Genomic DNA, 24908 nt, shown 5'->3' on the forward strand with positions numbered 1-24908 from the left:
TTCCGGGCGATCGTGACCGCTCATTCCGTTTTATCGTGACCGATTTCGGGTTGTTTTCCGGAATCGCCGGTCACGATGCCGGAATCATCGGTCACGTTCCCCCGGAACCACTGCCAAAGCGCTGGAATTCTTCAACTTAATCCGGCATACCCCCTTCCTTTTTATCACGAGGAAGAGCGGATGCCGGTTGCGAGGATTTCCATGCGACAGATTATCGAGGTCTTGCGCCTCAAGTACGAAGCAGGCCTGAGCCATGAGCGCATTGCCCGCGCCTGCGGTCTCTCCAAAGGTGTGGTTGGCAAGTACGTCAATCTTGCCCAGGCCCATGATGTGACCTGGCCGTTGCCAGAGGATGTTGATGAGGTACGACTGGAAGCGCTGCTGTTCCCGGCTAAGACCCCACCTGCACGCTTTGCCGAACCTGATTACTTCCAGGTCCACCAGGAACTGAAGACCAAGGGCGTGACCCTGCAACTGCTCTGGGCCGAGTACGTAGAACGCCACAGCGACAAGGCCTATCGCTACAGCCAGTTCTGCCACCATTACCGGCTCTGGCGTGGCCGGCAGCGGCGCAGCATGCGCCAGGTCCATCGAGCCGGTGAGAAGATCTTTATCGATTACTGTGGCCCCACTGTGCCAGTGGTGGATCGTTCCACCGGTGAAATGCGTAAGGCTCAGGTCTTTGTCGCCGTGCTTGGAGCGTCCAGCTATACCTTCGCCGAGGCTACCTGGAGCCAGTCCCTGCCGGACTGGATTGCCTCCCACCAACGGATGCTGGCGTTCTACGGCGGTGTAGCTGAATTGCTGGTTCCTGACAACCTCAAGGCAGCGGTCACCAAGGCCGATCGATATACCCCGAAGATCAACGAGACCTACGCCGAACTGGCCGCCCACTACCAGACTGCCGTATTACCGGCACGCCCCTACAAACCCAAGGACAAGGCGAAAGCTGAAGCCGCCGTACTGCTGGTCGAGCGCTGGATACTGGCCCGGTTACGGCACCGGATGTTCTTCTCCCTGGCCGAACTGAACTCGGCCATTGCCCAGTTGTTGCCGGCGCTGAACCAGCGCCCGTTCCAGGGGCGCTCCGAGAGCCGCCAGAGCTTGTTCGAGTCACTGGATCGCCCAGCTCTGAGACCTCTGCCCGCAACACCCTATGTCTATGCCGAGTGGTGCAAAGCGCGACCGGGCATTGACTACCACATCGAGATCGACAAACGGCTGTACAGCGTGCCTCACGCCCTGGTGGGTGTGAAGCTGGATGTTCGGGTGACCGATACGTCCGTTGAGGTCATGCACAAGGGACAACGGGTAGCCTTGCATTCTCGCCACGGCAAGAGCCGCTTCGTGACCCTGACCGAACACATGCCCAAGTCGCATCAGGCCCATCAGAACTGGTCACCGGGACGCTTCCTGAACTGGGCCAAGGACATCGGCCCCGCCACGTTGGATGTGGTGCAGGGACAGCTCAAGGATCGGCCGCATCCGGAACATGGTTACCGGGCCTGCCTGGGTCTGCTGAACCTCAGTCGTCGCTACAGCCGTGACCGCCTTGAGCAGGCTTGTGACCGGGCGTTGGCTATCAACTCGGCCAGTTACCAGAGCATCACCTCGATCCTAAAGCAGGGGCTGGATCAACTCCCGCTGCCCCTAGCTGAGGAAGAGCCGGAACTGACCGATCTGCCTGTTCACACCAACGTTCGTGGCCCCCACTACTACCACTGATCCCGGAGAGACTGATGCTGACTCAAAACACCCTCGACATCCTGCGCCAACTCAAACTGACGGGCATGTGCGATGCGCTGGAACAACAACGATCCCAACCTGAGACCCACGACCTGGCGTTCGAGGAACGACTGGCCCTGTTGGTGGATCGTGAAGTGCTGCACCGCGAAAGCCGGCGACTGGAGCGGCTGCTCAGGGCCGCCCGTCTACGTGTGCCGGCCTGCATCGAAGACATCGATTACCGCCACCCACGAGGGCTGGAGCGTTCTCGCATGGCGGGTCTGGCCAGCTGCGACTGGATCCGCCAATCCCTGAACCTGTGCATCACCGGCCCGACAGGTTGTGGCAAGACCTGGCTGGCGTGTGCCCTGGGTAACCAGGCCTGCCGGCAGGGCCTCTCGGTTCGTTACCTGCGGGTACCGCGCCTGTTCGAACAACTGCGCATCGCCCATGGCGATGGCAGCTATGCCCGACTAATGAATCAGTTGCTTAAAACCGATCTGCTGATCCTGGACGACTGGGGCATGCAAAAGGTGACCGCGCAACAACGACAGGATCTGATGGAAGTGATTGAGGACCGCCATGGCCGGGGCTCGACCCTCATTGCCAGCCAGTTACCGACTGAACACTGGCACGATTACATCGGCTCCGCCACGCTGGCAGACGCCATCCTGGATCGGCTTCTGCACGGCGCTCACCGACTCAATCTAAAGGGGGAATCATTGCGAAAAGCGAAAGCACAAAAACCGGAATCGGTTGACCCATCGTGACCGCTCAGAGTACAAAACCCACTCCAGTGTGATGGCCGTGTGAAAATCGGTCACGATCCCCGGAATGACCGGTCACGTTCGCCGGAATACGCACCATTCGGGATCTAGATCCTCTCGCACTATCAATTGCAGGGTTAAAACAGTCTCATCGCCAGCCAATGGCTCATCATGAATTTGCTGATTTGCTTGGTCAAAGCCCCGCAGAAAAAATCCAAAAGCCTCGAGGTCCTTGAGTTCGTCACTCAACTCACCCAGCGTCGCCATTATGCTTATCGGACGATTCGTGTTCATCTGATGGAAGTCAGCATCACTGAAGGCAAATGATCGTCTTGCGCCCAAAGCCAAATCTATCGCATCAAGGAGCGTTGATTTTCCAGAATCACCCGGGCCAATCAAGCAATTGAGGCCAGGGCGTGGGTACCATTCCGCTTTCTTTATCGAGCGAAAATTATCTATCAGGAGGTGCCTGATCACAGCCATTTATCGAATTCCTCAAATTAGATGATGTGATTCAATGTAGGCGAGTAACGCTGAGCTTGCTAGGTATGGCCTCTTTTTGGAGGGTTGGAGACCGAAAGGTAAGGAGCGCAAGTGTCCGCTTTTGTTTAATAGCCTAAACTACTCGGACCGCCTGAAAAGGCTTGCAATCGACCATTTCGGCCTCCAAACGGCTTCGTTTCGAAAACAAACGAGAGCCACGCCAGTCGGATGTGCTAAATTCGATAGTTGAGATGACTTATTCCAGTTGTCCTTGAGCTGTAGCCCGATACGCAATGCAGTGGGTAATATTGAGGGTAACCTAATAAAATAATTAAATAAATACTTAATAAAAACAAGATCTTAAAAAGGTTATTAGAGTGACGCCGTCTCCACCAAACAACCGCAAAAAAGCCCCTGCTTTCAGGGGCTTTTTTCGTTACAGCCCGAACCTTGCCACCTCGTCATCCTGCCCACATGTACTGGCGGCCAAATCAAGGTACTGTTTCGTCAGACTTTTAACCGGAGCTCCCTTTATTTCCTTCCTATCATGAACTCCCCGAACGACCCAGCCAGCCTTACCGAGCTCCTGCACCGCCTTCGAACAGAAACCGAGGGCATGGACCAGGTCTCAGTGGCCGATATTCTCAATGCGGTGGGAGAACGCTCTTTCGGGCCGCTCGTTCTGATCGCCGGCATTATCACCCTGGCGCCGCTGATCGGGGACATTCCGGGGGTGCCCACGCTGCTGGGGCTGGTTGTGCTACTGACTCTGGGGCAACTGATTTTTCACCGGCGCTCAATCTGGATCCCCGGCAAGTTGGCGCGGCGAAACATCGGGAGGCAGAAACTGATCAAAGGTCTGGACTGGATGGATAAGCCGGCCCGGTTCATGGATCGCTGGACCAAACGACGGATGGCCTGGCTGGTCAGCGGTCCGGGGCAATACCTCATGGCCATCCTGTGTATGCTGGTTGCCGCGGCAATGCCGCTGATGGAGATCGTACCCTTCAGCGCCAATGGCGGTGGTCTCGCACTGACGGCCTTTGGCCTGGCAATTATTGCCCGCGACGGGCTGCTTGCCCTGTTGGCGATCCTCGCGACCGGAGGCACCGCCTGGTTCATACTCACTCACCTTCCCTGGTGAGCGATGAAGGATTCTGTCACCATTTGAAACAAAGCTCCTGAATCCCGCCTCACCCGAAAACTGCTACTATTGCTACAGATCGTCAGACACCGGGCTGTGCAGCTTCCGGCACGCACCACTGAACCAACCCCTTGAAAAGTTCCTGCCGGCAGGGGCTTTTGTATGTAACAGGATCCGGCTATATGTCCAGCAAAGCGAAGCAGTCCCAGAAACTTCTGCTGTTCCGTCTCTCCGGCGAGCGTCTTTTCGGAATCGGCACCCTGAAGATCCGGGAAATCCTGCCCTTCATGCGGTTGACCAAAATGCCCCACAGCCACCACGCAGTGATCGGCACTGCGACCTTCCGGGGCTCCGCTGTCCCGGTGATTGATATGGCCGCTGCCGTGGGCTATCCGCCGCTGACCCGGGAAGAGCAGGCAAAAGCGTCGATTATTGTCACGGATATCCAGCGCCAGGAAATCGGTTTCCTGGTGCGCAGCGTCCAGCAGATTGTCGAGACCGACTGGAAAGAGGTGATGCCACCGCCCAAGGCCCTGGGCAGCAAGGCGTTTATTACCGGCCTGCTGGATATTGACGGCGACATTATCCAACTGCTGGACGTGGAGTTACTGCTGGCCAAGGTGTACCCGGAATCGCTGAATACCCAGGATGTGGTGCTGACCGATGTTCAGAGCGAGACCCTCAAATCCCTGAACATCCTGATGGTGGATGACTCCCAGGTGGCCCGCAAGCAGTTATCAGACGTGCTGGACAGCAAGGACATCCCCTACCAGGTCACCTCCAACGGCGATGATGCCCTGCAGATCCTGCTGAGGGATGACGAGCTGGGCCGGCCCACGGACATTCTGGTCAGCGATATCGAAATGCCGGGGCTGGACGGTTACGAACTGACCTTCAACGTGCGGGATAACTCGGCGCTGAAGCAGCCCTACATCATCCTGCACACCTCTCTGAACAGTGAGATGAGCCTGAGCTACGCCAACCAGGTGGGGGCCAACGAAGCCTTGACCAAGTTTGATGCGGAGGAATTGCTACAGGCGATGCTCAGAGGGGCAGAGCAGGCCCGCTAAGGCTTGAGCTGGGCGAGAAAGGCTTGCGCATCAGCGCGCATCTCGGCCAGCTTCAGCTCCCACTGTTGCCGGTAGCGATCCAGGGTTTCATCACTGAGGCGGGCCAGGCGATCGCCGGTCTGGGCCACTGTCCGGCTGGCGTTGGCCAGGGATTCCATGGTCGGCTCGCCCAGCTTTTCCGCCTGCTTACTCAGGTTCCGGGCAGCCTGTTCCAGGATCACCCGGTCCTCCGGTGGTGGTGCCTTCTCGTCTTTCAGCGCGTCTTCCACCGACTGCTCAAGCTCCCGCATCGCCTCTTGCAACTTCTGAGCAAACTCGTCCATTGCGCTTTGGGCCTTTTGCCCCAGTTCTTCCGAGTAGTTTTCCAGTTCCCAGGCCAACTGGTCCATTTGCTGCTCCAGCTCGCTGGAGGACGAAGACAGGCTGTCACTGAGCCTCTGCCCCAGCCGAGTGAGCTCGCCCATGATGCCGCGCAACGGCGACGGGTTCAGGATGGCTTCGCCCGTGCGGTCGTAATCCACCAGCCAGTGACCATCAAAACGCACGAGGTAGGTAATCAACTCCAACCGCTCGCCCTCGGTACCGGCCTCGGCGGGCAGGCGGGTGACGATGGTGGCCTCACGATCTTCGATAATGACCCGGCCGAAGGAGGGTACCGCGTCGGTCCAGCTTCGCTTGTAGCCGTCGAAACCGGCGGAGTCGGCCAGAGTGGAGTACTCCGCCACGTCGCCGGCATCATTCTCGGCCATGGCCTGCCAGAAGGCTGCCGCCACTTCCTGCGGGGACTCAGGGTTACTGCACCCGGCGAGAGCGAGCAGTGCGAAGGCGGCAACCAGGCCTTGAAAACAGGAACGGATCATTACTGTAAAACCTCCGGTTGGTAATCCGGCACGCATGATACACCGCTTACAGACTGCAGGTCAGTTTACCCAGCTCTTCGTCAAACACCCGCCGGTTTTCGCTGTAATCCACCGGCACCTCTACCAGGTGAACACCGCCTTCGGCCAGGGCATTTTCCAGCGTCGGCCGCAGATCCTCCGTGCGGCTGATATGGTGCCCTTTTGCGCCATAGGACTGGGCGTAGGTAACAAAGTCCGGATTGCGGTAATCCAGCCCGAAATCGGTGTAGCCTTCCTGTCCCTGCTTCCACTTGATCATGCCGTAGGCACTGTCGTTGATGATCAGCACCACCAGGTTGAGGTTCAGGCGCACGGCAGTTTCAAGCTCCTGGCTGTTCATCATGAACCCGCCATCGCCGCACACCGCCATCACCTTGAGATCCGGGTACAGCATGGACGCCATCATGCCACTGGGCAGGCCGGCGCCCATGGACGCCAGGGCGTTATCCAGCAACACGGTATTGTTGTCATAGGCCCGGTAATTGCGGGCAAACCAGAGCTTGTACATGCCGTTATCCAGCGTAATGATGCCATCCTCCGGCATCACCTGGCGCACGTCGTTCACGATCCGCTGGGGAATGACCGGGAAGCGTGGGTCTTCCGCCCGTTCCTGCAGGTGAGCATCGATCGCCTCCTTTACCTCCATCAACCGGGTGAAATCGTGGTTGGCGCACTGGCCACAGTTTTCGGCCATGTATTCCACGCTGTTGGCAATATCGCCCACCACTTCGTGTTGGGGGAAATACACCGGGTCCACATCGGCGGCGCTAAAGTTCACGTGAATGACTTTCTTGCCGCCGGGGGTCATGAAGAACGGTGGTTTCTCCACCACGTCGTGGCCGACATTGATCACCAGGTCGGCGCGGTCAATGGCGCAGTGAACGAAATCGCCCGCAGAAAGGGCAGCATTGCCCAGGTAACGGGGGTGCCGTTCATCCACCACACCCTTGCCCATCTGGGTGGTGAAAAACGGAATACCGGTCACGTTCACCAGGTGCAGCAGTGCCTGGGACACCCGTTTTCGGTTGGCGCCGGCGCCGATCATGATCAGTGGGTGCCTGGCCTCGCGCAGCATTTCGCAGGCCATGTCCAGGCTCTTCTGGCTGGCTGTGGGCCGGCGGGCGTCACTGGGTTTGAAGATATGCGTGTCGGCATCCGGGACCTCTTCGGCAATATCCTCCGGCAACTCCAGATGCACCGCTCCGGGCCGCTCTTCGGCGGCCAGCCGGAAGGCCTCGCGCACTTTGGCGGGGATGGTATTGGCGTTGCTGATCTGCCGGGTGTACTTGGTCAGTGGCCGCATCAGATCCACCACATCCAGGATCTGGAAAAGGCCCTGCTTGGAGGATTTGATGGGCTTCTGGCCGGAAATCATCATCATGGGCATGGCACCCAACTGGGCATAGGCCGCGGCAGTAACGAGATTGGTGGCACCGGGCCCAAGGGTGGAGAGGCAGACGCCCACCCGGCCGGTGAGTCGGCCATAGGTGGCGGCCATGAAGCCGGCAGCCTGCTCATGGCGGTTGAGCACCAGGGTAATACTGGAGGTTCTCAGGGCTTCGAGGAAGGCGAGGTTTTCCTCGCCCGGTACCGCAAAAATGTATTGAACGCCTTCATTTTCCAGTGCCCGGACAAACAGCTCGGCTCCGTTGCGGGCAGGATGATGTTCGTTAGCCATGGATTTCCTCTTGATCAATGATTTCCAGGTGATGAACAGGTTACCGGGTCAATCGTTTAGAGGAGGCTCCGCCTGCAGGGCATCGGCGGGCAGCCGATCTTCACCCCAACTGCGATAGACACCCTCTGTTACGCGACGAAGCTCGTCATCGCTCACTCCTGCCGGCTCACCCCGTTCCAGTGGATCGTAATGGAAGATGTAAAGCCGTGAGGTGAACATTTCGAAAGGCAGTGATGACTCGCCGAAACGCTCGCCGCTACCGGAGGTGCTTACCCGCACACCGTCGCCCCAATTCTGGCCGCTGTCGTTGTTGGGGTTGAAGAAATACACCCGCATCTCACCTTCCGGATCCAGCGTCACCCGGAGAATGGTAATGGCGTGCCAGCCGATAAAACGGGCGGCACTGTCGGTTACCGCGATGCCCGCCGGCTGAGGGTGTATCAGCGGCTGGTTGCCATTGTAATAGGGATGGTAACTGGCGTAGAAATGCCGGATGAACCCTTCCAGATCGGAGAGCTTGCCGGTGGCCACGTCCACGTTGATGGCAAACCCGCGGCCGGCAGACCAGCCGTGGAACTCGGGGTTCACCCATTTGTGGGGGTCACCCTCACGGCCGGCACACAGGCGCCCCATCTCGACGTAAATCCGGTCAAGGTGCGGGACCACCACCAGGGACACCGGGTCCAGGTCCAGGGTCACTTCCGAGGCCAGGCCACCGGCACTGCACGCCGAGGAAACCGGCTGGCCCTCGAAGTGCATGATGATTTCATTGTCCCGGGCCGCCCAGGCAACCATCTGCAGCAGGTAATCCGGATCGTTGTAGGCCCACATGGAAAGTGCACGGGCAGACTGGCAGGTGGGATTGTTGCCCTGGCCAACGCCCAGGGGCTGCCCCAGCATGTTCAGCACGCCCTGCATCAGCCAGGCGGCGGGCCGGGGCTGGTAGCCATAGGCAAACTGCAGACGCTCCCGGGCTTCCGGGCAGACCGAGAGGCGCACCTGGCGCCACAGCGCCGGCGCCACCGGCGGCTGGTAGAGAATGCCCCGCTCCAGCAGCAACGCGAGGCCGTAAAGACCCTGGGCGGTCTCGGGGAAGATGGCTTCCTCGATCAGGGTACGCACCAGTTCACTGTAGCAAAGCAGGCAGTCCCGCCCGGTGCTTGAAAGGCCGAGGGCGTCACTGAGCAGGGAATCCCGATCTTCGAGGATAAACCGGACAAAAGAAGCGTGGTAGGGCGACACCAGACCGGTGTCGTGCATGGAGCGGGCGAATCCGGTGGCTTCGTTCTGTAACGCAGCGCCGTCCATGGATTCCAGACGTTGCTGGTATAACGCGGTACCCGGATCTTCACTGCAGGCCCGGGTGGGGCCGTAGAGGCTGGAGATCAGCCGGTCTGCGCCCCGGCCGGCACTGCCCAGATCGGCGTCCGGGTCCGCCCGGCAGATCGCTATCTGGGTAATCATGCGGCGTATGTCACTGACACGAATGGGCCGTTGCTCAAGGATGCGCCAGATCTCCTCAATCAGGCTGTCGATGACGTGTTCGTAACCGATATGGCTGGCCACGTACTGAACCAGCGACTGACTGATCCGGGACAACTTGCCCTGCTCCCGTTCTGCCTCTCCGGTCATTCCGAACAGCAGCCCGAGGTTTATCGCCAGTACCTGGGTCAGGTAATGATGGGCCTGCTCCGCTGAGACACTCGGATGCCGGTAACTGCCACGGGCCACCCGCAGAAGGCGCAGCTCACTGATCGCCTCGATTACCACGGTGTCGGCATTCTGGCTTTGCAGCGAGTGGGGGGTGAGCGAGGGCAGAAGAATGGCTGGGTCCGCCCAGTCGGTGCCTTCGAATACACCAGCCTCTTCCAGCCGCTGGGCCCGCGCGTCAATTGCCTGACACCCATCCGGCTGCAAAAGCACACGCCGGGCAGTATCAAACAGCCTGGGGAGTTTGCCGGCCTTGGCGAAAGGCCGGCTTTCCTCCAGCGCCACGATGGACTCGTCCAGTTTTTGCACCAGCTTGTCGAAGTTGACCGCCGATGCCTGACTGGCCGATTGCTGTTCACTCAAACGTGATTCCTCAGGGTCTGCATCAAACCCTTTGTGTTAATGCATCCTCCGATTATACATAGAAATCGAGTTCTTCCTGATGTTTGAGCAAATCACGCATGACATAGGGGTCATCGCCGAAGAAATAAACCAGCCCCCAGTGGGTACCGAAGGCGGTACGCTTGGTGACCGTCTCTTCCAGTGGCGGTGTCAGTTCATGGGATTCGAAATACTCGTGGTTTTCGGTCTCCTCGGGGATTTCCAGCTTGCTGACTACCCGGCGGCGCGGATACACGCCGAAGCAACCGGCATAACCTTTCGCGTCCACCACTTCCGTCGGGAAGAAGGCCTTGATTTCCGCTTCGGTGGTTTTCGGATCGAAGGCCAGGATCATGCCCTGGTAGGCGTTAAAGCCGTAGGCACGCTCGAGCAGCTCGAACACCTTGAAACCCGGCGGACGATACGCCACCTCGCCAAAGTACATGGTCCGGTCGCTGGTCACGAAGTATTCGGGATGAATGAACCCGAACTCGATATCGAAGGTCTTGATCAGCTTCTCGATCTCACCCCGGATCTGGTCGCGGTACTTCTCCAGGTCCGGTGTTGCCGGAACAAACACGGAGTAACCCAGCGTCACGTACTCGGAAATATTGAGGAAGGCAATCTTGCCGTTGTGGATCCAGGCCTCGACGGCAAACTCCCAGCCATCCAGGTGCGATTCCATAAGGACCGGGAACTCTTCTTCCGGAATGGTATCGACCTCGTCCGGCGTACGGATGACCCGGTGGCCCAGGCAGCCTGCCTTGTCAAACGCCTTGAGGTGGATCGGGTCATTGGGGTCGCCGTCCAGCTTTAGCAGGGTCTGGTTCACCCGCTTCAGGAACCGGATAACGTCGCCTTTGTCATGGGCTTCCTCAAAAATACCCACGCGGATACCGCCGAGCTGGGCGCGACGCTTCATCAGGGCCTTGTCACGCAGCAGCATGGCCTGGCCGAACAGACGTGGCTTGTCCATCAACACCGAGTTGATGGCACCGGCCCACTCCACCGTCTCCTCAAACAACGGGATGGCGACATCAACGCCCATGTCCTTGAGGGTCTGCGCAATCTCCACAGAGCGGTCATTCAGGCGTTCAAAATTCCAGGGTACATAGGGAATATCGTGCTCCTGGCAGTAGGCTTCAGCCCAGTCCGGCGCCACGACAACATACCGACGATCAAACTTGTCGGCCGCTTCAACCGCATTCAGGCTCCAGCCCAACAGTGCGATGTACCCTTTCTCAGGATTGTACTTTTGCTCACTCACGGGCTCTCTCCTTTGCTAAGGGTTTCCTTATAACCCTACGCATAAGCTGAGAAATCGCAAATTTCGGCACCCTCCGAAACGCAAAAAGCACCGCGACCGGCTGGAGCGAGTCCAGCAGTCGCAGTGCCTTGCAGTTTCTTAGATCGTTTGGGAATATCAGCCCAGTTTCAGGGTCGACAGGGTCCTTTCGCGCACTCTGGTGAGCAGCGCTTCGTCGTCCACCAGGGATTGACCGTAGGACGGCACCAGTTCTTTCATGCGCTCCTGCCACTCCGGCGTTCTGATTTTTTCCGGGAAACAACGCTCGATCACATTGATCATGGCATTGGCGGCAGTGGATGCACCGGGAGAGGCCCCCAGCAGCGCGGCCAGGGTACCGTCTTTGGCGGCCACAATCTCAGTGCCGAATTCCAGCTTGCCGCCGCCACCCTCTGCCTGCTTGATGATCTGTACCCGCTGGCCCGCCATGCGCAGCTCCCAGTTTTCCTCTCTCGCGTCCGGGAAAAAATTGCGCAGCGATTCAACCCGGTCGGTATGCGACTGGAACACTTCGCCAACGAGGTAGCGGGTCAGGTCCATGTTGTTCTTGCTCACCGAGAGCATGGGCTTGAGGTTGTTGGGCTTCACCGAGCCGAACAGATCGAAGACCGAGCCCTGCTTGAGAAACCGGGTGGTAAACCCTGCGAAAGGACCGAACAGCAGAGCCGGTTCACCATTGATGATGCGGGTATCCAGGTGTGGCACTGACATCGGAGGGGCCCCGATCGGCGCCTTGCCATAAACCTTGGAGTGGTGCCTTTCAACGACGTCCGGCTTGCGACAGACCAGCCACTGGCCGCTGACCGGGAAGCCACCGTAGCCCCGGGCCTCCTCAATTCCGGATTTCTGCAACAGCGGCAGGGCTCCACCGCCGGCCCCCAGGAACACAAAGCCGGCTTCCAGCTTGGTCAGTTCACCGGTTTTCTGGTTTTTGACTCGAACCTTCCAGCGGCCATTTTCACGCTGGGCAAGGTAGTGCACGGGGCAACTGGTCATCAGCTCGAAGTTAGGCTGGGTTTCCAGCCACGTCACCATGCTTCGGGTGAGCGACCCGAAATCCACGTCCGAGCCGTGCCTGACCCGCGTGGCCGCCACCCGTTGCATCGGGTCGCGGCTGGACACCACCAGCGGCATCCACTCTTCCAGATCCTGCGCCGACTCGGTGTATTCCATGTCACGGAACAGGTGGTGCGCGCTCAGCCGTTCAAACCGGCGCTTCAGGAAGGCGACGTCTGCCTCGCCCCAGACAAAGCTCTGGTGCGGAGTGCGGTTAATGAATGTGGCGGGCTCCGGCAATATGCCCTGCTCCACCAGGTACGACCACAACTGCAATGACACCTCGAACTGGGCGTTGATGTTCAGGGCGCGCTCGATCGCCACATCACCATCGTCGGTTTCGGGGGTGTAGTTAAGTTCGCAATAGCCGGCGTGGCCGGTGCCTGCGTTATTCCATCCGTCGGTGCTTTCATGGGCAACGTGGTCAAGACGCTCCACCATGACGATGTCCAGGGACGGATCCAGTTGCCTGAGCATCATGCCGAGAGTGGCGCTCATGACGCCACCGCCGACCAGCACTACATCTGCCTGTCTAACGGCCATTGGTTTTTACCCTAGCTAGTGTTGAGCTGTTTGCCCCCTCACGATCAGCAAGGAGGCCTGTCGGAAGCCGGCCAGGCGCGAGGTAAACGACGCCGCCGTCTGCTTCCGGTCTGAAATTGCGCGCAATTATCCCGATTTTCGCCGAAAGAATAAATTACCATTGTCAATCATCCGCATACACGTCCGCCTGCCGAGATGACCTGGCTCAACTTCGGGAAAACACGAACACTGGCCGGGCTCCTGCCAAAGGTCTAAAATCCTGCTCCACTTTGCCATGGGCCGGCCCCTGCCTTGCCCCAAATACCTATACGGAAGGTCCCGATGTCTTTACTGGATACCGCTCTTATCATTCTCGCCGTCGTGGCGCTGCTAGGCGTCATTTTCGAAGAAGTCACCCGTATCAATAAAGCCAAGGTCACTCTGTTTTTCGGCACCCTGAGCTGGATCCTGCTGTTTCTGGCCAGTGATAATGACAGCGAAACCAATGCGGTTTCGGCAGGCCTGTCCGAAAGCATTGCCGAAATTGCCGGCCTCTGGCTGTTTCTGGTTGCAGCCATGACCTTCGTGGCCTACCTGAACAAAAAGGGAATGATCGAAAACCTGATCTACATGATCATGCCGAAACAGGTGAGCGAACGACGACTGTTATTTTTGACCGGTTTGTTTTGCTTCATTTTCTCCTCCCTTGCAGACAATATCACCGCCACTTTAGTCTCATGCTCCCTGATTCTGTCCCTCGATCTTGACCTCAGAAAGCGCATCCAGTTCGCAACACTGGTGGTCTTCGCGGTGAATTCCGGCGGTGTTTCCCTGATTACCGGCGACGTGACCACACTGATGATATTCCTCGCCGACAAGGTGGAAATCCTGACTCTGCTGACTCTGGCGGTGCCGGCCTCGATGACCGTATTCATCCTCGCCATCTTCCTCTCCCGCGGCCTGGACGGCACCGTCACTATGCGCTCGCACAGCCACACCGTCCGGCCAGTGGACGCCGTCATCGGCGCCCTGTTTTTGTTAACAATCCTTTGCACTATTGTCGGCAATGTCCTGTTCAGTGTTCCGCCGGTACTCACCTTCCTGTTTGGCATGTCCGTGATGTTTCTGGTGTCGAGGTTCATGAGTGATGACTCCGAACTGGACCCGATCCTGGAATACATCCGCATTATCGAGTTCGAGACCCTGCTGTTCTTCCTGGGCATTCTGTTGCTGGTCGGCATGCTTAAAGAAATTCACGCTCTGGATTCACTGGTGGCAATCTACAATGTCATGCCGCCGGTTTACGCCAATTACCTGATGGGCCTGTTCTCTGCGGTGATTGATAACGTGCCCCTGACGGCAGCACTGCTCAAGTCCGGCATCAGCATGACAGAGGGCGAATGGATGGGGCTGACCTACGCCGTGGGGGTTGGCGGCTCATTGCTGGTGATCGGCTCCGCAGCGGGCATCGTAGCCATGAGCAAAATTCCGGGGCTGACCTTTGCAGCCTATATGCGGTATCTTGGCCACCTTTGGGCAGCGTATACCCTGGGCTATGCCGGGGTATTCATGCTTGGACGTTTCATCAATTGAGGTTTATCTATGTTAATGGCAATTGCCGCCATTGTTGCCGGCCTGGTCCTGCTTGTCTGGAGTGCTGATAAATTCGTCGAGGGCGCGGCCGCCACCGCAAAACATCTTGGAATGCCAACACTGCTGATCGGCATGGTAATTATCGGCTTTGGAACGTCAGCCCCGGAACTGGCGGTGTCCGCCATGGCCGCCGCCGATGGCAACCCCGGCCTGGCGCTGGGCAATGCCTATGGCTCCAACATCACCAACATCGCCCTGATCGTCGGCCTGACGGCGATCATTGCGCCGATCGCAGTGCACTCCCAGGTCATCCGCAAGGAGCTGCCCCTGCTGGTGGTCCTGACCCTGATTGCCGGCGCCCAACTGCTGGATGGCGATCTGTCACGGCTTGACGGATGGATTCTGCTGGGCGTATTCGCCGCGGTGATGGGCTGGTCCATCTATCAGGGCATGAAAGGCAGGGGCGACCCCCTGGCCGGTGAGACCGATGCGGAAATAATCGCCCACCCCATGCCCCTGAAAGCCGCCATCATCTGGCTGGTGATCGGCCTGATCCTGCTGATTGTAAGCTCTCGCATGCTGGTGTGGGGCGCCGTAACCATCGCCCAGAGTCTGGGCGTCAGCGATCTTGTCATTGGCTTGACCATCGTGGCCGTCGGCACCTCCCTGCCGGAACTGGCCTCGGCACTGGCGGCGGTCAAGAAGAACGAACACGACCTGATCCTCGGCAACATCCTCGGTTCGGGGATTTTCAATACCCTGGCCGTTGTCGGCTTGGCCGCCGTGATCCAGCCGTTGGCGGTCGACCCGGAAGTGCTCTATCGCGACTGGACGTTGATGCTGGCGTTAACGGTGGGGCTGTTCCTGATGGGCTTTGGCCTCACCGGCTGGCGCAGACTGGTCAGCCGGCTTGACGGGGCTATCCTGATGCTTGTCTACCTTGCCTACACCGGCTACCTGTTCTCTACCGTCGTGGGCGCGGCAGCGGCCTGAAGCCAGGCCTCAGGCAAACGCAACAGGGGGCGAGTGCCCCCTGTTGCGTTTTTTAGCTATTTTCCTGGAACACCATTGCCACCGAATTAAGGCAGTAACGTTGGCCAGTCGGTGGTGGGCCGTCCGGGAAAACGTGTCCCAGGTGACTGTCGCACCGTGGGCACCGTATTTCCGTGCGGGTCATTCCCATACTGGTGTCCTCGATATAACGGAGGTGGTCAGAGTCAAAAGGCTGGAAGAAACTCGGCCAACCGGTTCCTGAATCAAACTTGGAATTCGAGCTGAACAGTGGCAGATCACACAGCCGGCAGTGGTACACTCCCTCTTTCTTGTTATCCAGCAATGTGCCGCAGAATGGATGCTCGGTACCATGCTCGAGCAACACCCGCCGTTCATCAGCGGACAGATCCGCGGCCTTCTCCTCAACCTGTGCTTTGGTCAGTGGTGTCAGGTCATAACCTGCAGCGGAAACTCCCATGTGCGCCTCCTCAGGCCGTATTGCCTGTGTCATTGTCGGTGTATTCCGGTTTCAGGCGATCACCATAACTGCCCACCAGCTTCTCCATCTTCGGAGCAGCGACTGCCATAATGTAGGGCTGGTGCGGATTCCGGGCGGCAAAGTTCTGATGGTAATCCTCTGCCGGGAAAAACGCGTCCAGCCGCTCCAGCGTGGTTACAATCGGATCCGGATAGACACCGGCCTGATTGAGCTGATGGATGTAGGCCTCGGCCACCCGCCGCTGCTCCGGAGTTTCGTAGAAAATGGCGGAACGGTACTGGGGGCCACGATCATTACCCTGGCGATTGAGCTGGGTAGGGTCGTGCGCTACCGAGAAAAACACCTTGAGCAGCTCACCAAAACCGACCCTGGCCGGATCATAGTGGACATCCACTACCTCGGCGTGGCCCGTGGTGCCGGTGCACACTGCTTCGTAGTTGGCCGAGCCCGGATGGCCACCGGCATAGCCGGAAACGACCCTGGTTACTCCGTTGATGGCAAGAAACACGGCCTCAACGCACCAGAAACAACCACCCCCCAGCACAATCCGCTGTTCGCCCTGGCTCGCGGGGAGATCCTGTTCCGGATCCGGAAACCGGCTTCGGGGCACGTTCAGGCCCGGGATACTGCACGATGTTGTCATGGTGACCTCTGCGTTCAATTTACTCTGCCTGTAGAGCCACGATTGTGGCTGGAAAACGGCGGCTTTGCCACCTGCCGTTCGCGTGTCAGCCGATCCGTCACAGGTTTACGCTGGCCAGGGCTTCAGGATCACTCGCCCTGATCATTAACGGCTTCTTCGGTGTCCTCTGCATCAAACATGAACATTGTGTCGTTTTTGTTGCATCCCCCGGGGGCCCAACCATAATGGAAGACAGGGTTTGCCACTTTGCACATCGGCCATGCCCGGCTCGGCATATAAAGGAAGAAAAATGACGGCAAGGGCTCGCTCACCGGATAACCAGGATGAACTCCTGGAATATCGCCTGAGCCTGAGACTTGGCCCCGTTCATGCCCGCCAGAGGCTCGGCATAGAGCGGGAAGCTGAAGCGAAGGTCTTCGGGCAAGATCACAGCTCCTTCCATCTGGAAAACTGGGCCACGGCGCCCGGCTTTATCCGTCTCTGCCTGAGAATGGCCGGCATGTGGGGGCGCGGGCAGAGCAACAGCCGGCGCCTGCGCACCGTGCACAACCGCTTTCACCTCACAAACCTGCCCGCCGCCTTTGAAGGCTATCGCATCCTGCACCTGACGGACCTGCATGTGGATATGGACGAAGCCAACCTCCAGGCGGTTCTGCGCGAGATTGCGCCCCTCGACTACGATCTGTGTGTGCTGACCGGTGACTACCGCAAGCTCACCTGGGGCCCGATCGAAGAGGCCCTCGATGGCATGGCCCGGCTGCGCGATGGCATCCGGGGCCAGGCCTACGCGGTGCTCGGTAACCATGACAGTGTGCGCATGGTGCCAGCACTGGAAGACATGGGCTACCGGCTTCTGATGAATGAAATGGCACCCCTTGAACGGGAGGGCCAGACCCTCTATCTGGCGGGCGTGGACGATGCCCACTTCTTCAAGGTACACAACCTGCACCGGGCCGGGGACGAGATCCCGGCCGGGGGAACCAGCGTTCTGCTCAGCCATACCCCGGAGATCTGGCGCGAAGCCTCCCACGCAGGCTATGACGTGTTTCTCTGTGGCCATACCCATGGCGGCCAGATCTGCCTGCCCGGCGGCATTCCGGTTACCCTGGACTCTGATTGCCCACGCGCGCTAGGGCGTGGTTACTGGCGGATGAATGGCATGCAGGGCTATACCTCGCCCGGCTCCGGCACGTCGGTGGTGAATGCCCGGCTGAACTGCCCTCCGGAGGTGACTATTCACACCCTGACGCGGGGGCCGGATTAATGGGGCTGACGGCGAATGCCGAGGCGGTAGAGCAACGGTGAGGCGAAAATGTTCGACAGGGTGAAAAGCACCACCACCACAATTACTCCCCAGACACTGACGGGCAACCACCACATGGCCAGCAACATCGGCAGTAACGCTTCGGGGATCTGATCCAGGCCCACCGCCCGGGCGCTCGACGCCAGACCCAGCCGGCGCTTGATAAAACTGCTCAGCATGTCGCCTACGAGCCCGAGCACGCCGAATACTCCCCCGAACACAAACCCCAGCCCTGTAGCCAGGGAAAACAGGCCGCAGGCCAGGGAGCCGGATACCACCCCCCGCCAGGTCTTGCTTTCACCGAGCACAGGGCGACCGTCCTTCCACAACCGGCCGCCATCGACGGGCTCCGACCAATGCGCCTTGAACAGACCGGCCGCAACCACCGGGGCTCCGTTGGCGAGCACCAGCATGACAAACAGCTCCAGGCATAGCAGCAAGCGCATCGGCTCCCTCTGAGTAAAGCCCGGTCAGGCCATTCCACCCCGGGTCAGCTTGAGCGGGTCCATGAGCCCTTCCAGCCTGCTTCGGCTCAGGCCGCTGCGCTCCTCGGCAACGTCAATCACCGGTCGCCCGGTGCGGTAGGCCTCCTTGGCAATATCCGCCGCCAGGTTATAGCCAATTTCCGGGTTCAGGGCGGTTACCAGCACCGGATTGCGGCCCACCCCGGCGTTCAGGTTATCAGCATTGACCGTAAAGCCCCGGATCGCCTTGTCCGCCAGTACCATGGCCGCATTGGACAGCAGGTCCGCCATGTCCAGCAGGTTGCCGCCCACCAGCGGCAGCATCACATTGAGCTGGAAGTTTCCGGATTGCCCGGCAATAGCCACCGCGCTGTCCAGGCCCATCACCTGGGCGCCCACCATGGCCACCGATTCGGGAATAACCGGGTTTACCTTGCCCGGCATGATACTGCTGCCCGGCTGCAGGGCTGGCAGACTGATCTCGGCCAGGCCGTGGATCGGCCCGCTGTTCATCCACCGAAGGTCATTGGCAATCTTGGTGAGCACAATCGCCAACCCCCGCATCTGGGCAGAGAGGGCCACCGGAGCATCCACCGCACTCTGGGCGGTGAACTTGTGCTCCAGTGAGGTGAAGGAATACCCGGTATTGGCCCGCAGAAACTTGACGAACTGGCCTGCGAACTCCGGCAGCGCGTTGATCCCGGTACCCACGGCGGTCCCGCCCTGGGGCAACGCCAGCAGCTCGTCCGCAGCCGCCTCCAACCGCTTTTCCACCGCCAGAATCTGTTCCCGCCAGGTTCTCAGTTCCTGGCCCAGGGTAACCGGCATGGCGTCCATCAGGTGCGTTCGCCCGGTTTTCACCTGGTCCGAGAAGGCCGCCTCCTGCTCGTAGATCATGCCCCGCAAGTGGGAGAGCGCGGGTAACAGTTTTTCATGCACGGCGGCAACGGCGCTGACATGAATCGCGGTTGGAATCACATCATTGGAGCTCTGGCTCATGTTGACGTGATCGTTCGGATGCACCTCGTGGCCGGCCTTGAGCGCGATGGAGGCAATGACCTCGTTGACATTCATGTTGGTGCTGGTACCCGACCCGGTCTGGTAACGGTCCACCGGAAACTGGTCGGCATACTTGCCGTCAACGAGGTTCTGGCAGGCCTCTGCGATGGCGTCCCGCCGATCGTTATCCAGAAGTCCGAGGCTGGTGTTGGCCTCCGCCGCCGCCCGTTTGATCTGTGCGACCGCGGCAATAAACGCCCGGGGCATCGGCTGGCCGCTGACCGGAAAATTCTCGACCGCGCGCTGGGTTTGCGCGCCCCAGAGCGCGTCCGCAGGCACCCGGACCTCGCCAAGACTGTCGGTTTCGGTTCTGTATTCGCTCATGCTCCCTCCTGTTCGTCCTTTTACACGTTGGGCCTGCCAGCGTATACCCAGCGCCTCCGGCTATGTCTTGTCTCTCAGCCGTTATCCGGCGATTTCAGCCGGACATGGTCGCAAATCCCGGTGACCTGTTCAAAATCCAGGATCAGGGTATGCACGGTATTGGTGTAGGTGTCGTGCAGGTGAAATTTGTACCTGCGCTGCTTTTCACCCTGCAGGAAACCATCGTATTCACGCACCAGCTCCCGCACATCGCCCCCGGAATCCTGGCTCCAGGTGGCGTTGAATGGCCCGAGAACGGCACCGCCGGCCAGGCATATGGTGACTTCGTGGTTGGTCAGGCTGTTTTCCGGAACACTCATGGCTACCCTCCCTTCAGGTCTGCCTCAGGTAAGTTTAGTTCAGTGTAGTCCGGCGCACCGTTATTTGTGTGGCAAGCCCGGGTCAGCCACCGGAGATTCTGCGGCCGAGGCAAGAAGGCTCGTCATCAGGGCCCTGAGCCGGTTGGGCTTGACCGGCTTGTTCAGGATGGGAAGGTACTGGGCCCGCAGCAGATTGCGGGTATCGTCACTGCGGTCGGCGGTGACAATGGCAGCGGGGATGTCCTGTCCGAGGAAGCGGCGCACCCCGTGAATGGCGTCGTAGCCGGTCAGCTCGTTGTCCAGGTGGTAATCGGCGATAATGAGGACCGGCCTCCGGCCGGCGTGCGCCAGTACCTCCAGAGCCTGGGCCTTGCTGCCGGCGGTCAGCACCTCACAGCCCCAGCGCGCCAGCAGGACCTGCATGCTCTCAAGCACCGCCGGCTCATTATCGATGATCAGAACCGGCACACCGTCAAAGCCATCGGAATACCCCGGAAGCCCGCCGGCGCGGGGCATTTCCTGCCGAGCCCGGGCCGGCTCCAGGGGCAGCGTCAACACAAACCGGGAACCGCGCCCGGGCCTGGACGACACCGCAATGTCATAACCCAGAATCCGGACCATTCGCTCAACGATGGCAAGCCCGAGACCCACGCCCTGGCGGCCGCCAGTTCCCCTGGGCAGCAACTGATGGAATTCGGTGAAGATGTCCCGGAGCTTGTCTTCAGCGATGCCCACACCGGTGTCCCAGACCTCGATCCGGAGTTGCTCGCCCCGGGTTCTCAGGGCCATGACCACCCCACCCTTGCGGGTGTAGCGAAAGGCGTTGCTGAGCAGATTACGGAGAATGCGGGTGAGCATGCGCTGGTCGGTTCTGACCACCGCCGGGACGGTGCGAATCCGGAAGGCCAGCCCCTCATTGGCGGCAACCGCCTCAAACTCTTCTGCCAGGGCCCTGGCCAGGGCGGCTACATCGGTGTATACCAGATCCGGTTTCATCGCCTGCTGGTCGAGCTTGGAGATATCCAGCAGATCCGCCAGCAGGTCCTCAGCGCCTTCCAGTGCCCGGTGCACCTGATGCACCATCCTGGCTTCCGGCGCCGGCAACCTGCTTTCCTGAAGCGCAGAAACCATTAACCGGGCAGCGTTCAGCGGTTGCAGCAGGTCGTGGCTGGCGGCCGCCAGGTATTTGTCCTTGCCGCGGTTGGCCTCTCTTGCCGCCTCCATGGCGACAACCAGCTCCCGTTCGACCTTCTCGCGCTCTTCAATCTGGTAGCGCAGGCCTACGTTGGCGTTCTGCAGCGCCTCGGTGCGCTCCTCCACCCGGCGTTCAAGTGACGCGTTCAGTTGCTCCAGCTTCTGCCGCGCCAGCACCCGCTCGGTGATGTCGGCCACGAACGCTTCCACCACTTCGGGCCCGAGATCGGGCCGCCGCAACAGCGTAACGGCGACATGGACCGGCTTGCGGTCGGCCCGCTGAAAGCGGGTTTCCCGGGCGCTCAGGCTGCCCTCGTCAAGCAACTCCTGGCGAATGGCATCAAATTCACTGGCACTGCAGAACAGTTGCTCCCGCAGCCGAATCACCCGCTGTTTCAGGTCCTCGGCACTGTCATAGCCGCAGATTCTTGCCATGGCCGGATTACAGGCCAGAAAGCCGCCGCGAAGGTTGGCCTGAAAGATGCCGTGCAGGGCATTCTCGAACAGCCACTTGTAGCGGTTGCGCTCCTGCTCCAGCTCGTCTATCCGCTCCTGCAGGGCCGGGTAGTAGTTCTTGCGGACGGACTGGCTGCCCAGCCCCAGAAGATCGCCGACTCCGTAGCCGGTGTCGTGGTCATCTTCCGGAACGTCAGAGTGCTTCTTCATAGACAACCTGGACATCCCGGAGCGACGACTTGCGGGGATTGGTAAGAATGCAGGGGTCCTGCAGGGCAAAACCGGACAGATAGGGAATGTCGGAAACGCTGACGCCCAACTGCGCCAGGCGTGCCTCCAGGCCCACCTTGCGCTTCAGCTCAACAATCCGGTTCATCAGGCGTTTCTTGATTTCCGGTTTGCTCATGCCCCGGGTATCAATGTCCATGGCCTCGGCCACCCGGCGGAAACGGTCTTCCGCAGACTGGAAGTTGTAGGCCACCACATGCTCCAGCAACAGCGCGTTGCACAGCCCGTGGGGCAGATCGAGAAACCCGCCCAGGCTGTGGGACATCGCATGCACCGCCCCCAAAATCGCATTGGAGAACGCCAGGCCGGCCTGCATGGAGGCCAGCATGATCTGCTCCCTGAGGTAAGGGTTGGCGATGTTTTCCACCAGGGGCTCCAGGTTCCGGTTGATCAGCCGGATGGCTTCCAGGGCATGGGTGTCGGTCAGCGGCCCGCTGCCGGTAGACACGAACGCCTCAATAGCGTGAACCAGGGCATCCACGCCGGTGCAGGCGGTCAGGTAGGCATCCATGGTTTCGGTGACTTCCGGATCAATCAGGGAGACGTCCGGCACCACGGCCTTGCTGATGATGGAGAACTTGAAGCGGCGGGTCGGGTCCGAAATAATCGCAAACTGCGATACATCCGCCGAGGTGCCCGCAGTGGTCGGGATGAGGATGAGCGGTGGCGAGGGGTTGGTGATGGTATCTACACCCTCGAATTCCAGGATATTGCGGCCGTGGGTGGCCACGATACCGATCCCCTTGGCGCAGTCCATCGGGCTGCCGCCGCCTATGGCAACAATGACATCGCACTCGCTGGATTTGTACAGCTCCGCGCCCGCCATCACCTCATCCACCTTGGGATTGGGTGACACCCCCGTGAAGACCGTGGAGCGGATGCCCGCGTCGGTCAGCAGCGTTACGATCTCATTGACCCAGCCGGCGGCAGCCACACCCGGATCAGACACCAGAAACACATGCCGGGCACCGAAGTTACTGGCGAAGTTGGCCACCGACTTCCGGGAGCCGGCGCCGAAAACAATTTCCGGTGATACGAACTTTCGCAAGGTGGATATATCGTGGCTCATCAGACTGAACTCGACCGGTTGTTGTTATAGGAATAACCGAGAGTTTAACTCAAGTTCTCCACCTGTTCATTGGCCTTTCGGCTATGCTTCCGGTAAAAGCTGAACATCCATTCAAGCATGCCCGCCTGGTTGGCCTGCTGCCGGAAACCGTGGCCCTCCTGCTCGAACCAGTGCAGCTCCGGCTCGCGCCCAGCCGCTTTCATGGCATCGATCATGGCCCGGGTCTGCTCCGGCACCACCACCTCGTCTTTCCCGCCCTGGAAAAAGATCATCGGGGCGGTAATCCGGTCGGCATGGTACAGCGGGGTTCTCGCCCGCCAGCGCTCGGGAAAAGCCTCCGGCGGGCCCAGCAGCCAGTCCAGGTAGCCGGATTCAAAACGATGGGTCATCGCCCGCAACCGCAACGGATCCGTCACGCCAAACAGGCTGGCGCCCGCGGTAAATCTCCGGCTCCGGATCATCGCCATCAGCACGGTGTAACCGCCGGAGCTGCGGCCCTGGATAAACACCCGGCGGCCATCCACCAGGCCAAAGGAGGCCAGGTGATCCGCGGCCCGCTCCATATCCTCAACGTCCACCTCACCCCAGCGACCTTCCAGGGCCAGCCGGAAAGCCCGGCCAAAGCCACTACTGCCCCGGTAATTGACCTCAGCAACGGCAAAGCCTCGCTGGCACCAGTACTGGACTTGGGGGTTGAACGCCGGATAGGCGGCAGACGTCGGCCCGCCGTGGGCCACCAGGATCAGCGGCGGCAAATCCGGCGATGCCAGCCGGGGTGTGTAGAAGAAACCATGAACCGGCCATTCGCCGTGGTTGAGGGCCGGCACTTCAATGTCCAGTGGCAGCGCGGGCTTCAAGCCCGGCATGGGATCCTCCCCACCCGCCAGAATACGGAACTGACCGGTTCTCGCTTCAATTGCCAGGATCGCATCCAGTCGGGTGGCAGAGCGGGCAACGCAATACAGGTAGTCACCGGAAGCCCGGAGGTGCCGGAAATCGCTGAAATCCCGGGCGGCCCGAAACGCAGCGGCGCCGTCGGATGGCAGCAACCACAATTCTCCCGTGCCGTTGCGATACTGCACCCGGGCCCAGCCACCGCCGGCGAGCGGGCAGTGATGCAATTCCCCCAACTGCCAGGGTGCGTTAGCGTGGTCCAGTTCCGCCGACTGGCCCGAGTACCAGCGACCATTACCGGCCAGGGTATCGAGGTACCAGGGCTGCCACCAGCCGGCATGATCAGAGAGTACCCACAACCGGGTGCCGTCGAAAACCGGTTGTTGAACGGAGGCTTCCGTGGGCGTTGGCCAGGGACGACAGTGGTCAAGACCACCGTCATCGTTCACGCCGGCGGTCCATAGCTGGCTGCGCACCCAGGGCATGTCCGGCAGTTGCCAGCTAGTCCAGGCCACCTTGCGACCATCGGCAGACACGGCGGGCGCACTGTAGAAATCCTGGCCGGCGTGCAGGACACGGAGCTCACCATCGAGTGAGACCGCAACCAGTTGCTGTGCGCCGCCGGCCTCACGAACAGCCAGCACCCGATTCCGGGCGTTGTCGGCAACCAGCCCCCCGAACGCCGCGCCGGCATCGTCGGTCAGTGCAATGCAGGTGTCGCCGCGCAACCCGAGAAACCGGATCTGCTGGTCCTCCGCAACCACGAATACGCCGGTATCGGAGGCCGCAACCGCACCGCCCCCGTAACCATTCACCCCGCTGCGGATCCCCAGGTGATCGGGCCCGAAGCGAACCGGCCGCTGCTCTGACAGGTGCCAGAGGGTATTACAGCCTTCGGTGGGATCAGTTTGCAGCCAGAACAGGCCAGCGGAAGACACCGTCAGGTCACCACGCTGGATATGTGCCGCGCAGGCCTCATAGGCGCTCAGCAATGTCGGTTCGGAGCCAGATGCTTTGAGAGCAGGAACA

General features: G+C 60.0%; 21 protein-coding genes. 7 read left to right on the top strand and 14 right to left on the bottom strand.

Features of this window, described 5'->3' with window-relative positions:
• Nucleotides 1-180 precede the first annotated feature (180 nt).
• Together istA and istB are read left to right on the top strand one after the other, a co-directional pair.
• Entirely contained in the window at nt 181-1725 is a 1545-nt protein-coding gene (gene istA, locus msub_RS12995; protein WP_197083768.1) for an IS21 family transposase, read from the top strand.
• A gap of 14 nt (nt 1726-1739) precedes the next feature.
• Entirely contained in the window at nt 1740-2495 is a 756-nt protein-coding gene (gene istB / locus msub_RS13000; RefSeq protein ID WP_036202190.1) for an IS21-like element helper ATPase IstB, read from the top strand.
• Between the two features lie 72 nt (nt 2496-2567).
• Here istB and msub_RS13005 read toward each other — a convergent pair whose 3' ends face one another.
• On the bottom strand, nt 2568-2975 hold the full coding sequence (locus msub_RS13005; protein WP_048496402.1) for an ATP-dependent nuclease: 408 nt from the start codon (nt 2973-2975) through the stop codon (nt 2568-2570).
• A 547-nt stretch (nt 2976-3522) separates the two neighbouring features.
• Between msub_RS13005 and msub_RS13010 the strand changes: the two genes are divergently transcribed.
• Together msub_RS13010 and msub_RS13015 are read left to right on the top strand one after the other, a co-directional pair.
• The gene (locus msub_RS13010) at nt 3523-4119 is read left to right on the top strand and encodes an exopolysaccharide biosynthesis protein (RefSeq protein WP_048496403.1); all 597 of its coding nucleotides are present in this window, start codon (nt 3523-3525) and stop codon (nt 4117-4119) included.
• Between the two features lie 182 nt (nt 4120-4301).
• On the top strand, nt 4302-5189 hold the full coding sequence (locus msub_RS13015; RefSeq protein WP_048496404.1) for a chemotaxis protein: 888 nt from the start codon (nt 4302-4304) through the stop codon (nt 5187-5189).
• Here msub_RS13015 and msub_RS13020 read toward each other — a convergent pair.
• From msub_RS13020 to mqo, 5 genes are all read right to left on the bottom strand, one after another.
• Nucleotides 5186-6049 carry a hypothetical protein gene (locus tag msub_RS13020; RefSeq protein WP_048496405.1) on the bottom strand — a complete coding sequence of 288 codons (864 nt, stop codon included), beginning with the start codon at nt 6047-6049 and terminating at the stop codon, nt 5186-5188. The two genes, msub_RS13015 and msub_RS13020, sit on opposite strands and share 4 nt — an antisense overlap.
• Nucleotides 6050-6095: 46 nt before the next feature.
• Entirely contained in the window at nt 6096-7766 is a 1671-nt protein-coding gene (locus msub_RS13025) for an acetolactate synthase large subunit (RefSeq protein ID WP_048496406.1), read from the bottom strand.
• Nucleotides 7767-7814: 48 nt separating this feature from the next.
• Entirely contained in the window at nt 7815-9839 is a 2025-nt protein-coding gene (locus tag msub_RS13030) for a hypothetical protein (RefSeq protein WP_048496407.1), read from the bottom strand.
• Nucleotides 9840-9891: 52 nt separating this feature from the next.
• Nucleotides 9892-11124, bottom strand: coding sequence for an ATP-grasp domain-containing protein (locus msub_RS13035; RefSeq protein ID WP_048496408.1), 1233 nt, complete (start codon nt 11122-11124; stop codon nt 9892-9894).
• 156 nt (nt 11125-11280) lie between these two features.
• On the bottom strand, nt 11281-12762 hold the full coding sequence (gene mqo / locus msub_RS13040) for a malate dehydrogenase (quinone) (RefSeq protein ID WP_048496409.1): 1482 nt from the start codon (nt 12760-12762) through the stop codon (nt 11281-11283).
• Nucleotides 12763-13083: 321 nt separating this feature from the next.
• Between mqo and nhaD the strand changes: the two genes are divergently transcribed.
• Together nhaD and msub_RS13050 are read left to right on the top strand one after the other, a co-directional pair.
• Nucleotides 13084-14334 (top strand): sodium:proton antiporter NhaD, encoded by a 1251-nt coding sequence (nhaD, locus tag msub_RS13045; RefSeq protein ID WP_048496410.1) that lies wholly within the window; start codon nt 13084-13086, stop codon nt 14332-14334.
• A 9-nt stretch (nt 14335-14343) separates the two neighbouring features.
• Nucleotides 14344-15327 carry a calcium/sodium antiporter gene (locus msub_RS13050; RefSeq protein ID WP_197083838.1) on the top strand — a complete coding sequence of 328 codons (984 nt, stop codon included), beginning with the start codon at nt 14344-14346 and terminating at the stop codon, nt 15325-15327.
• Nucleotides 15328-15379: 52 nt separating this feature from the next.
• Here the strand turns inward: msub_RS13050 and msrB are convergent, their stop codons facing one another.
• The gene (gene msrB / locus msub_RS13055) at nt 15380-15805 is read right to left on the bottom strand and encodes a peptide-methionine (R)-S-oxide reductase MsrB (RefSeq protein WP_048496412.1); all 426 of its coding nucleotides are present in this window, start codon (nt 15803-15805) and stop codon (nt 15380-15382) included.
• A gap of 10 nt (nt 15806-15815) precedes the next feature.
• Nucleotides 15816-16469: a peptide-methionine (S)-S-oxide reductase MsrA gene (gene msrA, locus msub_RS13060; protein WP_048497111.1), complete on the bottom strand. Its 654-nt coding sequence runs from the start codon at nt 16467-16469 to the stop codon at nt 15816-15818.
• A 289-nt stretch (nt 16470-16758) separates the two neighbouring features.
• Between msrA and msub_RS13065 the strand changes: the two genes are divergently transcribed.
• The gene (locus msub_RS13065) at nt 16759-17733 is read left to right on the top strand and encodes a metallophosphoesterase (RefSeq protein ID WP_048496413.1); all 975 of its coding nucleotides are present in this window, start codon (nt 16759-16761) and stop codon (nt 17731-17733) included.
• Here the strand turns inward: msub_RS13065 and msub_RS13070 are convergent.
• The 6 genes from msub_RS13070 to msub_RS13095 form a co-directional block, all read right to left on the bottom strand.
• Nucleotides 17730-18218, bottom strand: coding sequence for a CDP-archaeol synthase (locus tag msub_RS13070; RefSeq protein ID WP_227506726.1), 489 nt, complete (start codon nt 18216-18218; stop codon nt 17730-17732). The genes msub_RS13065 and msub_RS13070 overlap by 4 nt on opposite strands.
• Before the next feature lie 24 nt (nt 18219-18242).
• Complete coding sequence (locus msub_RS13075; RefSeq protein ID WP_048496414.1) at nt 18243-19619, bottom strand: class II fumarate hydratase; 1377 nt, start codon at nt 19617-19619, stop codon at nt 18243-18245.
• 74 nt (nt 19620-19693) lie between these two features.
• Entirely contained in the window at nt 19694-19978 is a 285-nt protein-coding gene (locus tag msub_RS13080) for a hypothetical protein (protein WP_048496415.1), read from the bottom strand.
• A gap of 60 nt (nt 19979-20038) precedes the next feature.
• Entirely contained in the window at nt 20039-21838 is a 1800-nt protein-coding gene (locus tag msub_RS13085) for an ATP-binding protein (protein ID WP_048496416.1), read from the bottom strand.
• Complete coding sequence (ercA, locus tag msub_RS13090) at nt 21822-22985, bottom strand: alcohol dehydrogenase-like regulatory protein ErcA (RefSeq protein ID WP_048496417.1); 1164 nt, start codon at nt 22983-22985, stop codon at nt 21822-21824. Before ercA ends, msub_RS13085 begins: the two co-directional genes overlap by 17 nt.
• 44 nt (nt 22986-23029) lie before the next feature.
• Complete coding sequence (locus msub_RS13095; RefSeq protein ID WP_227506727.1) at nt 23030-24871, bottom strand: S9 family peptidase; 1842 nt, start codon at nt 24869-24871, stop codon at nt 23030-23032.
• Nucleotides 24872-24908 lie beyond the last annotated feature (37 nt).

This window comes from Marinobacter subterrani (genome assembly GCF_001045555.1).
GTDB lineage: Bacteria > Pseudomonadota > Gammaproteobacteria > Pseudomonadales > Oleiphilaceae > Marinobacter > Marinobacter subterrani.